The 12,666-nt window shown below is 44.9% G+C and carries 16 protein-coding genes; 4 read left to right on the top strand and 12 right to left on the bottom strand.

Features of this window, described 5'->3' with window-relative positions; genetic code table 11:
- Window positions 1-131 precede the first annotated feature (131 nt).
- Window positions 132-632 (bottom strand): hypothetical protein, encoded by a 501-nt coding sequence (locus ACQCVE_RS07475; RefSeq protein ID WP_426862296.1) that lies wholly within the window; start codon window positions 630-632, stop codon window positions 132-134.
- A gap of 130 nt (window positions 633-762) precedes the next feature.
- Between ACQCVE_RS07475 and ACQCVE_RS07480 the strand changes: the two genes are divergently transcribed.
- Entirely contained in the window at window positions 763-1,203 is a 441-nt protein-coding gene (locus ACQCVE_RS07480; protein WP_426862298.1) for a YtoQ family protein, read from the top strand.
- A 70-nt stretch (window positions 1,204-1,273) separates the two neighbouring features.
- On the opposite strand, the gene ACQCVE_RS07485 is transcribed toward ACQCVE_RS07480, so the two are convergent.
- Window positions 1,274-1,801 carry a DUF84 family protein gene (locus ACQCVE_RS07485; protein ID WP_426862300.1) on the bottom strand — a complete coding sequence of 176 codons (528 nt, stop codon included), beginning with the start codon at window positions 1,799-1,801 and terminating at the stop codon, window positions 1,274-1,276.
- Window positions 1,802-1,827: 26 nt separating this feature from the next.
- The gene (locus ACQCVE_RS07490; RefSeq protein WP_426843505.1) at window positions 1,828-2,901 is read right to left on the bottom strand and encodes a M42 family metallopeptidase; all 1,074 of its coding nucleotides are present in this window, start codon (window positions 2,899-2,901) and stop codon (window positions 1,828-1,830) included.
- A gap of 107 nt (window positions 2,902-3,008) precedes the next feature.
- Between ACQCVE_RS07490 and ACQCVE_RS07495 the strand changes: the two genes are divergently transcribed.
- A complete protein-coding gene (locus ACQCVE_RS07495) occupies window positions 3,009-3,320 on the top strand; it encodes a PepSY domain-containing protein (RefSeq protein WP_426843504.1) in 312 nt (103 codons plus the stop codon).
- 80 nt (window positions 3,321-3,400) lie between these two features.
- Here ACQCVE_RS07495 and ACQCVE_RS07500 read toward each other — a convergent pair whose 3' ends face one another.
- Together ACQCVE_RS07500 and trmB are read right to left on the bottom strand one after the other, a co-directional pair.
- Complete coding sequence (locus ACQCVE_RS07500) at window positions 3,401-4,243, bottom strand: YtnP family quorum-quenching lactonase (protein WP_426862302.1); 843 nt, start codon at window positions 4,241-4,243, stop codon at window positions 3,401-3,403.
- Window positions 4,244-4,466: 223 nt separating this feature from the next.
- Window positions 4,467-5,111 (bottom strand): tRNA (guanosine(46)-N7)-methyltransferase TrmB, encoded by a 645-nt coding sequence (gene trmB / locus ACQCVE_RS07505; protein ID WP_426862303.1) that lies wholly within the window; start codon window positions 5,109-5,111, stop codon window positions 4,467-4,469.
- Window positions 5,112-5,288: 177 nt separating this feature from the next.
- Here trmB and ACQCVE_RS07510 point away from each other — a divergent pair, with 177 nt between their 5' ends.
- Entirely contained in the window at window positions 5,289-5,567 is a 279-nt protein-coding gene (locus ACQCVE_RS07510; protein WP_426843500.1) for a YtzH-like family protein, read from the top strand.
- Here ACQCVE_RS07510 and ACQCVE_RS07515 read toward each other — a convergent pair.
- From ACQCVE_RS07515 to thpR, 7 genes are all read right to left on the bottom strand, one after another.
- Window positions 5,564-6,370 carry a phosphotransferase family protein gene (locus tag ACQCVE_RS07515; RefSeq protein ID WP_426843499.1) on the bottom strand — a complete coding sequence of 269 codons (807 nt, stop codon included), beginning with the start codon at window positions 6,368-6,370 and terminating at the stop codon, window positions 5,564-5,566. The genes ACQCVE_RS07510 and ACQCVE_RS07515 overlap by 4 nt on opposite strands.
- A gap of 228 nt (window positions 6,371-6,598) precedes the next feature.
- On the bottom strand, window positions 6,599-7,246 hold the full coding sequence (locus tag ACQCVE_RS07520; protein WP_426862305.1) for a hypothetical protein: 648 nt from the start codon (window positions 7,244-7,246) through the stop codon (window positions 6,599-6,601).
- Window positions 7,243-8,742 (bottom strand): type I pullulanase, encoded by a 1,500-nt coding sequence (pulA, locus tag ACQCVE_RS07525; protein WP_426862307.1) that lies wholly within the window; start codon window positions 8,740-8,742, stop codon window positions 7,243-7,245. The genes ACQCVE_RS07520 and pulA overlap by 4 nt, the downstream gene beginning before the upstream one ends.
- A 136-nt stretch (window positions 8,743-8,878) precedes the next feature.
- Window positions 8,879-9,814 carry a nuclease-related domain-containing protein gene (locus ACQCVE_RS07530; protein ID WP_426843497.1) on the bottom strand — a complete coding sequence of 312 codons (936 nt, stop codon included), beginning with the start codon at window positions 9,812-9,814 and terminating at the stop codon, window positions 8,879-8,881.
- A gap of 12 nt (window positions 9,815-9,826) precedes the next feature.
- Window positions 9,827-10,507: an LrgB family protein gene (locus ACQCVE_RS07535; RefSeq protein WP_426862308.1), complete on the bottom strand. Its 681-nt coding sequence runs from the start codon at window positions 10,505-10,507 to the stop codon at window positions 9,827-9,829.
- A complete protein-coding gene (locus ACQCVE_RS07540) occupies window positions 10,504-10,890 on the bottom strand; it encodes a CidA/LrgA family protein (RefSeq protein ID WP_426843496.1) in 387 nt (128 codons plus the stop codon). The genes ACQCVE_RS07535 and ACQCVE_RS07540 overlap by 4 nt, the downstream gene beginning before the upstream one ends.
- Complete coding sequence (gene thpR / locus ACQCVE_RS07545; protein WP_426843495.1) at window positions 10,887-11,444, bottom strand: RNA 2',3'-cyclic phosphodiesterase; 558 nt, start codon at window positions 11,442-11,444, stop codon at window positions 10,887-10,889. The genes ACQCVE_RS07540 and thpR overlap by 4 nt, the downstream gene beginning before the upstream one ends.
- 133 nt (window positions 11,445-11,577) lie before the next feature.
- Between thpR and cysK the strand changes: the two genes are divergently transcribed.
- Complete coding sequence (cysK, locus tag ACQCVE_RS07550; RefSeq protein WP_426862310.1) at window positions 11,578-12,510, top strand: cysteine synthase A; 933 nt, start codon at window positions 11,578-11,580, stop codon at window positions 12,508-12,510.
- Window positions 12,511-12,666 lie beyond the last annotated feature (156 nt).

Consider the following 12,666-nt stretch of genomic DNA (forward strand, 5'->3'; position numbering starts at 1 on the left):
AAAAAAATTGATTATGCAGTCAGGATGCTTGGGTGCATCCTGCTATTGGAAATTCGACTGAAATAAGCCTTTTTACATTTCACATAGTTGAATCATACCAGAAAAAAGATGGTTAAATCCATCTGCATGTTTCATTGAACAGATTTAAGCATCTTCATCATTTCTTTTGCCGATTCAGGCACAGCTTCCTTTTCGGCGATCGTGGACACTTTATTCCCCCCTATTCCAGCGGTGACTTCGTATTTTTCTTCATTTGTTTTATATACCAGAAGGTAGCCGAATTTTTCTTTGTTTTCAAACGTCTTATTTATCGTTAGTTCTTCATCGCTTGATTGGAGTGTCTTATATGACTCCTTGCTGTCTCCCTTTTCGTTATTGTTGATAAACAGCAGGAACTTTTGCTCTCCCTTTTTTAATACGGCATTATTCGGTTTTTTAGAGGAGACCGTATACTCTTCAGGCAAAAAGAAGGAACCGCTCTCGATTTTTTCGTTCGGTTCACGCGCTTTGCCTTCAAAGCTTTCACCTGCCATTCTCTCTGCTTCGGTTTTCATCTCTTTCTCAGAAATCCCTCCGCATCCCGTCACAATGACCACTAAAATTATAAAAAAAAGAGAAATCTTTCTGCTCATTTATTAGTCCTCCTAATCCTGTTTTTACCTTTACCATTCCCATTTTGAAGCTAAATCCGCTCCATTTTCCGTTTTTTCTGCATAGGAAGAGGGTATAGTTGGCTATAAAATCCATTTAGGGGGAGTTCTGATGAACCTAGTTGTTTATTTAGCCGGGGAAATTCATAGTGAATGGAGAAAAGAGCTAAAAGAAAAGGCCTCACACCTGCCAATTACGTTTAAGGGACCAATGGAGAATCATGATCGCTCTGATCAAATAGGGGAAGAAGTTCTCGGAAAGCAGCCTGATTCCATTGCGAAGGATGAAGCGGCATCCCGCATCAATAACCTGCGGACCTCACTGCTGCTGACCAAAGCAGATTTAGTCATCTCCCTTTTCGGGGAATCATACAAGCAGTGGAACACAGCTATGGATGCCAGCACAGCGATAGAGATGGGTAAACCTCTGATTCTTATTCGTCCAAAAGAACTGCATCATCCACTTAAAGAGCTTTCCAGCAAAGCGAGTGTAACCGTTGAATCGATTGGTCAGGCTATTCAGGTTCTTTCTTATATTTTTGATAAGGACTAACAGATGCCGCGCCACGGTGCTTTCATTGCCATCCTCATTGTTTTCGTTCATACAGGAGCAGACAGCCCCCTCAAAGGGACTGTCTGCTTTTTTCATACATATACCTTCCGGCCAGAAGCCTGGCAATATGGACAAACATTTCCGTACGGCTAACAGCTCCATAAGTAAACACTCCAACCGCTCCCTCTTTTTTACTGATGCCTTTCCTCGAAGCAAACTCATCCATCACATCCCCGAGTTCTCTGCCTTTTACCAGCTCGGCTCCTATTTCCAGGGGAAGCTGAATTCTTGCTCCTCCTGCTATGATTGGCTGCAGACCGCCATCAGATAAAGCCCCCCAGCTGCATAAAAAGAAACCTGAAGAAGTTTCAGTAACGCCTCCTTCAAGGCCGATTCCGATATCGGCACCTGTTTCAGTCCGGCTGGCAGCCGCTCTGTTAACAGCTCCTCTGATTGTTTCTTCATCTGAAAACGGCTGGCTGGAAACTCCAGATGATACCTCAGCATGTTTGAATTCTGTTCCATCGCTTATTTCTGAAAAGACCTGCCTGACCGCGTTTATTTTTACCGGATTGGCAGAGCCAACGCTAACAATCATATGTGCCTCCCTATACTCATTCGTCATTATCCATTCGATTTAATCGCATCAACGGTTGTCCGGTCACATGCTTTAACTAATTTCACCAGAAGCTCCTTTGCTGCAGCATAATCATCCACATGCACGATTGAAGCATGCGTGTGAATATACCTCGAACAAATGCCGATTACTGCGGAAGGGACTCCTTCATTTGAAATATGAACTCTTCCTGCATCTGTTCCCCCCTGGGAAACAAAGTACTGATAAGGAATTCGATGAGTTTCTGCCGTATCAAGAACAAATTCTCTCATCCCTCTATGAGTGACCATAGAACGGTCCAGAATCCTTAGCAGCGCTCCTTTGCCAAGATGTCCAAATTCTTTTTTGTCGCCTGTCATATCGTTTGCAGGACTTGCATCCATGGCAAAGAATAAATCCGGTTTAATCATGTTGGCGGCAGCCTGTGCACCGCGTAATCCAGCCTCTTCCTGAACGGTTGCACCGGCATAAAGAATGTTTTCTGTTTTTTCATCCTTCAGCTCTTTTAATAACTCAATGGACAGTCCGCAGCCATACCGGTTGTCCCATGCTTTCGCCATGAGTTTTTTAGGATTTGCGAGCCGGGTAAAGGAACTGTCGGGAATAATTTGCTGACCGGGTTTTATTCCAATCTCCCTGGCATCTTCATCGCTGTCTGCACCGATATCGATAAGCATATTCTTCATTTCCATCGGCTTTTTCCGCTGTTCTTCGCTCAGGTTGTGTGGAGGGATCGAACCGATTACTCCAGGTACAGGCCCATTATTTGTGTAGATCATTACGCGCTGCGCAAGAAGAACCTGGTTCCACCATCCTCCAAGCGGCTGGAAACGAAGCATGCCGTTTTTTGTGATGGACGTGACCATGAACCCCGTCTCATCCATATGCCCTGCAGCCATAATGACAGGTCCTTCAGGATTTCCTCTTTTGACCCCAAAAATACCGCCTAACCGGTCCTGAACGATTTCTTCTGAATAAAGAGCCAGCTGTGTTTTCATAAACTTTCTTACCTGATGCTCGTTTCCCGGTGCACCCGGAAGCTCAGTCAGCGTTTTGAAAAGTTCCATTGTTTCTTTGTTCAATTTGAAAACCCCTTTTCTATTTTTGTGTGAATATGTATACACCCTGCTTAACATGTCAGCACATCTTAGGTATACTGAAATAGAAAAGCTTAAGGAGGCAGATAATCATGAAATGCAAAGGTTTACTCGCTGGGATTGCACTTGGGTTTGCTGCAGCTTACCTGTTAAAAGACCAGCTGAAATCCCCATTTATTTCGTCCGATAAAGCACTCCAGCTCGTTAAAAAGGAATTCCGGAAAAAAGGACCGATTGAAGGTTCCTGGATCTACACCGTTCCAGAGGATTATTCCATCCATGATTCGAATCACAAAGTTTACAAAACAGGCATCACCAGAACCACTGAAGGAGCTCTTGAGCAATTTGAAGCAATCGTTCATGCTCAAACCGGGCTTTTGCTTGAAGTGAACAAAGTGTCGTAAACATTTAGAAACAGAAGAGCTTCTTCTGTTTCTTTTTTATATGGCCTGGCGCTCATGCCTCTGGAACAGCACCACCCTTCCTATCTTATCCTAACTACCGTTTTAACGGTCTCCCTTGATGCATTCCACTTAACTGCCCTGTACTCTGCATCATGGTAAAACGTCATCCATGCTTCCTTTTCAGCCGCAAACTTCAGCCATTTTTCCTTCTGCTCAATAGATGTCATCGGATAGTCATCATAGGCAAGAACCCAAAGCACATTTTCATGGGCATGGGTAGGCATTAAATCTGCCATATGAACCGCAGTTTCTCCTTGATCTTCAAATAAAAGGATACTGTGGCCGTCACTGTGGCCGCCTGTATGAATCATAGTTATGCCGGGAAGGACCTCCTTCCGGCCGGTAAATGGTTCCACCTGATCCTCAATCGCCTTCCAGTTTTCTTTCCAGTATGTATTCTTAGATCGAATATTCGGATTTCTCATTTCGTTCCATTCTGTTTCACTTGTTATGAGCTTTGCATTCGGAAATACAGACTGCAGTTCCCCATCCTTTTCTTCTGATAATCCAGTAGCATGGTCAAAATGCAGATGTGTCAGCAGGACGATATCAATATCGCTTGGAGACAATCCAAGCTCTTTCAAAGATTCCTCTGCCTTTGACTCTTCATTCACTCCATAATTTCTCAGCTGTTTTTCTGTCAAGCGCCCGTTTCCAATGCCGGATTCCACTAAAAGATTTATTCCGTCTTTTTGGACAAGAATCGGATCTGTACGCAGCTCAATCTGATTGAGGTCATTAACCGGGTACTTCCTAGTCCAAAGAGCTTTGGGCACGACTCCAAACATCGCTCCCCCATCCATATGGGTTACCCCTCCATTTAACCATGTCAGTTTTATTCCACCTATGTGCAATTGTTCCATTAAAATCCCTCCCCTTTATATTTTAACAGGAAATTGTTCATTCACAATCTGAAAAGCTCCTCTAATCCGGCCCTGCAGTATTTAGGAAAAGCTCAATCCCGTGAGACGTGCCGCAGCAAAGGATGCCTCCAATGGCAAGGAGATGGCCGGGAGACGTTTGCATAACGTAAAAAAACCTGATGACCCGCTCTCACCAGAGAAAGGGCCAACCAGGTTTTCGTACTTATTCGTTGAGGAATTTCGCTTCAGCCCGGTATATTCTTTGGCCTTTATTGGCGAATTTTTCTTCGTATTCTGTCATAACATTTCCTTCAAAATCACTTTCATGAAGATCCAGACTTACATAGGTCAGCAGCAGCCCATATTCAGAGAAGCTCTTTAATGAATATTCGAACAGTCCCTGGTTATCGGTTTTAAAGTGAATTTCTCCGCCTTTTTTAAGCAGCTGTTCGTAAAGGCTCAGGAACGTCTTAAATGTAAGCCGGCGCTTTTCATGGCGCTTCTTTGGCCACGGGTCGGAGAAATTGAGATACACGCGGCTTACCTCTCCGTTTTCGAAAACCTCAGTAAGGTCCGCCGCATCCACATTCAGCAGCTTAAGATTCGTGACTTCGGCATCCAGCACCTTTTGAACCGCAATGACCATTACACTTTCAAAAAGCTCAATGCCGATGTAATTGATGGCAGGATTTGCTTTAGCCATTCCTGCTAAAAACTGTCCTTTTCCTGTTCCAACTTCTATATGAATGGGATTCTCATTCCCAAAATACTCCTGCCATTTTCCTTTAAGGTTTTCTGGACTGGCAATGGCGATATGCCGGTTCTCCGCTATAAATTCACTCGCCCACGGTTTGTTTCTTACTCGCATACTAACACCTCATGTACGTTTATTCTCGGTTAAAAATAGCATGTCCCCAATGTTTTCGCAATTCGGGACAGGTTCACGAACAGATAAAAACCGGCAGCCTCTGCATGCCGGAGCGTTACATAAAAAGGATTCAGTTGAACATCTTATAGGTATGAAGACGATGAAAGGATGATAAATATGCCGCTGGATTATCACAACCAGGTTACTTTGCTGAAAGACATTTTAACAGAGCAGCAGGCTGACTGCTGCGGAACCGTAGCTGAATGTGAGCAGATTGAACGCCTGATCAAATCCTTAATGGTCAATTCAAACGTAACCAAGGACGTTAAAAATGTTCTTCAAAATATTTATGAATACAGTCAAAGAGGAAAATCAGCTCCTGAAATAAACGAGCACATTACGTCACAGCAAGAAAATCTGACCCAGTGGATCCAGGATATTGATTCGTTTTCCTAAACTTTATGGGCAAGGAGCCAGTTCAGATGCTCAAACGCCTGGTGCAGTTCCTTTAGGTGGTTCTTGGAACGATTCCACATGAGCGAGACGATTGTCTGTGCCAGCACATACCAATACATGCGGAGCCTGAGCTGATCTGTCAGTTCCAGACCATATTGGGAAAGCCATTCCGCCCACCGGCTTTCCTCAATATAGGAATAAAGCAGATTGCCTAAATCGATTGCCGGATCTGCAATAACAGCCCCATCCCAATCAATCAGATAAAGCTGTCCATTCTGGGAAAGAAGCCAATTGTTGTGATTGAGATCACAGTGGCAAACGGCGGTTTCTTTCACTTCCATTTCAGGCAGCCGTTCATCCAAATAGTGAAGAGCTTCTTCAATTTCCGGAGGACAAAAATTTTCAAATTCCAGTGTTTGCTTTATGTCCTCAATAATGGAAGAAGGCGTCATCGGATTCTTCTCGAGTCTGTTAAGCATATCCAGCAGTTCTTTTGAATGATGAATTTTGTGTAAAAGAGCTGCTACATGATCGCCGTCCATGTCAGCAGGCTTAAGCTCCCGGCCTTCCAGCCAGTGCTGCGCCGTTATCACATCGCCATTTTCCATTCTTCTTGTCCAAACCAGCTTTGGAACGATTCCTTCTGCTGAGAGAACTGCGAGAAATGGCGAACTATTTCGTTTTAAGAAAAGCTTTTGTTCCCCATTCCGGGCGTAATACGCTTCTCCCGTTGCCCCTCCGGCAGGAGAAAGCTCCCACTCTTGACCGAGCAGATGTTCCAGCCAATTTTGATTCAATGTCAACCCATCATTTCGTGTTAAGATTTTTATCCTATAAGCCAGCAAGGCAAATGAAGATGGACTATTAAAAGAACAGTACACCTCCCCAGCCGTTTTGTTATATTTGAATACCGATTGCTTCCTGTAGAAAAATAAAAAGACCGCTAATTGAGGCAATATAAACCAGCATCCAATAGCCGTCCTTTTAAATTTTATCGTTTTCTGGTATTTCCCGTCAAGAAAAACTAAGGCCTAAGTCTTAAACAATACATACGTTCCTATCTTATTAATCATTAGCTTGCCAATACCGGCATAGCTTAGTCCCGTTTCTTCCTTTGGTGCATAAGCCAGCTGCCAATTCCCTTCTCCAGGCAAATCCAGCTCCACCGGATGCTCCCATGCGTTGTGAACCACTGCTATTTCCGTCCAGGAGCCATATTCCGCGACTTCCTTCAGCACATAAAATATAGCAGAAGGAGGAGAGGGCAGCGCGTGAAAATGCCGTTCTGTCTTTTCTTTATCAATCAGCCTGAAGGCACCATGACTTTTGCGCAGACTGATTAATTTTTTTAATTCCTCAACATCGTGATCAAACGTTTCTCTTAAATCCCAGTCCAGCTGATTGATTTCATCGCTTTGGTTATAGCTGTTCTCGCATCCTTGCTTTGTACGGTAAAATTCCTGGCCGGCGTGCAAAAACGGAATGCCCTGCGAAAGAATGACCATGGAGGACGCAAGTCTTTGATAGCGGCGCAGCTTTTCATCGGATGCATTTGGAACAGCCATTTTCAGTTTATCCCAATACGTGTGGTTATCGTGGGATTCAACATAGTTCACCGATTGGGAGGGATCCTCAAGCACCTTAGGAGAATCCTTGCTGTATTGAACAATCCCTCTCAATGCCGTAAGGGCTTCCTCTTTTTTCCCTCATCTCCCATTGAAAATCCTCTGTCGCCATGCAGGAAGGTGCTGCCTTTAACCATGTCGCGAAACCGGTCATTGAAAAAAGCCACTCCAGGAATTTTTTTTGCATTATTAATGGTTGTTTTTCGTTCTGCACCGAGTGGAGTTGATAAATCCCATCCTTCTCCTAGAAGAATAGCATCCTCTTTTATGGAAACAGCCAGCGCTCTTACCTTTCGCATTGTATCCAGATCCAAAATTCCCATCAGATCAAACCGGATACCGTCTACATCATATTGCTCCATCCAAAATTGGACAGAATCCAGTATAAATTTCCTCGCCATCCTTCTCTCAGACGCAAAATCGTTGCCCACTCCCGTTCCATTTGAAGGATAGCCATACTCATCCATCCTGAAAAAATAACCCGGGACAAGCTTTTCAAAAGCTGAAAGGTTCATATTGTAGACGTGATTGTAAACCCCATCCATAATCATTTTCAAACCGCTGGCGTGAATGGCCTGAATGCATTCCTTTAATTCGCGGATCCGTGCGGCAGGGTTATCGGGGTCTGAAGAATAGCTTCCTTCGGGTGCGTTAAAATGGACTGGGTTGTATCCCCAATTATAGCCCCCGTCCGTCTCCCCTTCTGCTACTCCTTCAAAATCGTAAACGGGCAGAAGCTCTAGGTGAGTCACGCCAAGACTTTTAATGTAATCCATACCAGATGTGAATCCCTTTTTCGTGAAGGTCCCTTTTTCTGTAAATGCTCTATATTTTCCTTTTGCGAGCAAGCCGCTGTTCGGATGGATAGAGAAATCTCTGACATGCAGCTCATAGATTATGGCGTCTGTAACCTGCTGCAGGAGAGGGACAGGTATTTTTTCCACATGCACGTCTGAAGGATTGATTAATACCCCCCACTCCCCGTTCTTCGAAACAGCTTCCACATACGGATCCGCAGCCTCTCTCCACTTCCCGTTAATCAAGGCCCGGTACTTGTAGAATTTCCCTCTGTGCTCCGATGAGATGACTGTCTCCCATACTCCTCTTTCCCATTTCTGCATAGGAATTTCCGACTTTTCCCCTAAAGGATCAGAAAGAATGAGACGAACTTCCACCGCTGTAGGCACCCAGACTTTAAGGGTGATTTCCTTCTCCCTGTACTGTACACCAAGTTTGCCGTCATATCCGTAAAGCTCATCAAAAGCTTGAGTCCTAATCACTGCGCCCATCATAAGGTCAGTGGAAAGACCGCTTGAGTCCGATACAATCTGTCTGGCACCTGCTTTTAGCTGCACGCTTGAATGGCAAATGCATTTGACGAAATTCTCAATATCGTAGCAATCCGACATGGATAATGGAGATTGATTTCCGTTTTCATCCGTAACCGTAAAAGATTTATTGAAAGAATGCCGGCGTTCATTCGGCAGCAAAATAGTAATGGTATGAAGATCATCTAAGTAGGCCTCAAACGGGCTGTTTACACTTGTCATTGCTCTTCCCCCCTGGAGAAACGGTTGATGAAACAAATTTAATACACGGTCTGTAATTGTTCAGTCTCTCCACTTTTTACCCAATCTATAATGTATTTTATGTCCCGGAGAAGATGGTGTGTTAGGGGACTTCCCGCTAATTTAGCCCATCCTCCCATTCGCTCCGGACTCTTGAGCGGGTGTGGGTCCATGAAAGCAGGGCTTTGGCACATTTAAGCTGATCGTGTTTTACGGGTGAAGAACGATTTCTCATTTTTGTAAACCAGTCGTGAAAATTTCTTTTATCTGTTACTTCCAAGTCGTACGGGAGATTTTGAAAATCCGCATAGCCCTTCTCGAAAATCAGCCTTTTTTCAATTGGAAATTCAATATTACGGCTCTTTAAAATTTTTCTGATGACAGAGGCGGTTCTGTTTAGATCCAATAGCGGATTCAACAGCCGTTTAGAATGCCTGCCGCTTTTCATTTCCCAGAACCGGCCCCCGGACCCTATCAGGATGTCTTCATTCCTCCCCGGTACCCAGGCGATGCACTGAATTCCTGAAGGAGTAATTAGTACAGGTCCGAGCTCAACTGTCGCATTTTTAATTTCGAGAACGGCGTCATGCATATACAAATTATGATCAGGCAGACGTTTTAGAAAGAACTGCAGTTTTTCATCGTAAAAATAACGCCTGTCAAAATCGGATTGCTCTCTGATCGTGGAGCTCGCCCATTTTAGCTGGAACCGGTAGACCTTGTCTAAAAATTCATGCTTCAAATCTTCCGTTGATAAAGGAGTATGCGAGAACAGCATATCGGGCCCGTCCTCTATTGGAGCCTCAGCAGGATACCCCCGTGTCTCTTCTTTCTCCTTTTGAAACGGCCACATTCCCCAAAAAGCAGCTTTCGTATTCTCAGCTTCAGCGGGCTCGGAAAACTGGGCAAGATAAGAATCGAAATGCTGTTCCTCCCAGGCTTTATTTACCCGCTCCCATTGCTGCTTTTTCAGACGGATAAATTGGCCTGTGTAGTGGTAGGGATCCAGTTCATACCTGGATATGTAATCTCTTAATTTTATTAATTGACCCATTTTTGGTCTCCTTTATAAAAAAAGTGCTGCGATTGGCGGACAAAGCAAGGAAGCAAAAATGGCGCTGAACGTCATCGCTGCTGAACTCACTGCCCCCTGCTGCTCTCCCAGTTCAAGAGCCCTTGCAGTTCCGATTCCATGACTTGCCGCTCCAAAACCAAGGCCTGCAGCCATTGGATGCTGAATGTTCAGCTTTTTCAATAGCAGAGGACCAAATACCGACCCCGATATACCTGCTGCCATTACATAGACAGCGCTAAGTGGCGGGATCCCGTTAATCAACGCAGCAATATCCATTGCTATGGGAGCCGTAACGGATTTGGGGAGGAGCGATCTGACCATCTCCTCATTCATACCGAACCAAATGGCCATATACATCCCGCTGAAAAGTCCGATTAGTGTACCGGAAAGGGAGGCCCCTGCAAGCAGAAGCAGATGCTCCTTCAAGCGGTCCCATTGCTCATGAAGTGGGACGGCTAAGGCAACGACAGCCGGACCTAGCAATGTACTGATAAGCTGGCCTCCCTCCATATACGCATGATAAGCCGTTCCTGTCATTAGAAGAAGCAGAATAATAAGAGCTGTACTCGTAACGATCGGCAGGAAGAGCGGGACGGGAAATTTCACATGAAGCATCCTCATCCAGCGAAAGATCAAAATCGTGCCTATAAAGGACAAAAGGGTTGACATCATGACTCATATCCTTCCCGGCTCTGTTTTTTCTTTTTCCGCTGAAGGGATTTTTCAGTCATGAAGGCTGAAACAGCCATGACCAAGAAGGTACTAATAAAGGCGGCCGCGAGACTCATAATGCCGCTGCCATTGAATAAGTGCAGATAATCAATCAGGCCTACGGTTCCTGGTACAAACAGCAGCGATAAATTTTTTAGGAGAAACGAACTTCCAGCCTGAATCCACTCTGCCCGAAACCAGCCAATCCTGAGGAGCACAAACAGGAAAATCATTCCGATGATGCTGCCGGGAACTTGCAGATTGGCGGCCTTTTGAAGATATATACCGGCTGTGGAAAAGCCAAAAAGAATACCGGTCTGTCCGGCAGTTTTAACATAATTCATCCGTTCTGCTTCCCTTTAAGTCTGAACGAACGGATGGTCTTGTATTTCGGTGTGTCCTCCATCCTTGTTTCAAGCAATTCTACCGACCTGACAGAAAAAGTGGCCATTTCCGGCAGTTTTCCTGACGGACCCTCATACGGCCGCCGGCCCGTCCATTTTCTTGCAGCGGTAATGTGAGGCTTGAACGGCCGCTTATCTAACTTGAAACCGTTGTGAAGACAGCTTTGATACACCATTTCTCTTAACTCTGCCAACGCTTCAGAATGGTTTACTCCTGCCCAGAAAATCCTTGGTGATTCTTCAGCACCAAACGTACCAGTTTCACTGACTTTAAGAGTAAACTCCTGCTTATTTATCTTATCGGTTAAATCTTCCGTAAGCTGAAGAAGCTGCTCCTCCGTATCGGGCTCTCCTAAAAAAGCAAGAGTGATATGATAATCAAGGGGATGAACCCAGCGGCCGAATTGCAGACTTTCATCATGAACGAACTGCTGATGCATCTGTTCAGCTAATTGCTCCGGTATCCGGACAGCCAGAAAATAATGTGTTCCCATGCTCCAACCCTCTTTGCTAAAAACTCTTACGCTTATTCTACCAAATGAATGGCGGGGATACACAATCCGTACACTAGGTACTACCCGTTTATTTTTGATATGATAGCCTTAAACGTTTCAGGAGGGACCTCAAATGGACATTGCAAATAGTATGGCTGACCTGATTGGGAAGACGCCTTTAGTTAAGCTGAATAAGCTAGCGCCCGAAGGAGGAGCCCAAATCTACTTAAAGCTCGAATTCTTTAATCCAAGCAAAAGCGTAAAAGACCGCGCAGCTTTTCAAATGATTGAAGAAGCTGAGAAAAAGGGCCTTCTGAATGAAAATTCTACTATTGTTGAGCCGACAAGCGGCAATACGGGAATAGGACTTGCTATGAACGCAGCCGCAAAAGGATACAAAGCCATTCTCGTTATGCCGGACACCATGTCTGCAGAACGCATCAACCTGTTAAAGGCATATGGGGCCAAGGTCGTTCTGACTCCGGGTAATGAAAAGATGCCTGGTGCAATACAGAAAGCAAAGGAATTAACGAGGGAAATCCCGGACAGCTACATGCCAATGCAATTCGATAATGAAGCCAATCCCGATGCTCACCGAAAAACGACCGCTCATGAAATAATGGAGGCCATGGATTCAATCGGCAAGAAGCTTAGCGCCTTCGTTGCCACCTCCGGCACAGGCGGAACTATAACCGGGACAGGGGAAGAATTGAAAGCAAATATAGAGGATCTCACCGTGCATGTAGTAGAGCCGGCTGGATCACCCGTATTATCAGGAGGCAAGCCAGGCAAGCATAAGCTGGTTGGAACAAGCCCCGGCTTTATCCCTTCTATTTTAAACCAGGACGTATACGATGAAATTTTCAAAATAGAGGATGAGGATGCTTATACAACTGCAAGACGGCTGGCAAAGGAAGAAGGAATTCTTGTCGGACCATCCTCCGGCGCAGCTTGTTTTGCAGCGATTGAAGTGGCCAAACGGCTGACCCCGGAGGATACCGTCGTTTGTATTGCCTGTGACACCGGAGAGCGTTATTTGTCCACCGATTTATTTTCGTTTGAATAAGGACAGGAATTTTCTATGCATTGTTAAAGGTAAAAAAGTGCTCTGAGCGCAGCTTGCTCTGAGCACTTTTTTCTGTTTAAAGGGAAAAAGGCCCTCTGATAAAACGCCACATCTCTGAACCGGTCCGCTATTAACCGCTTCCTTCTTTTCAAATGA

This window comes from Metabacillus sp. 113a, assembly GCF_050107635.1.
Classification (GTDB): domain Bacteria; phylum Bacillota; class Bacilli; order Bacillales; family Bacillaceae; genus Metabacillus_B.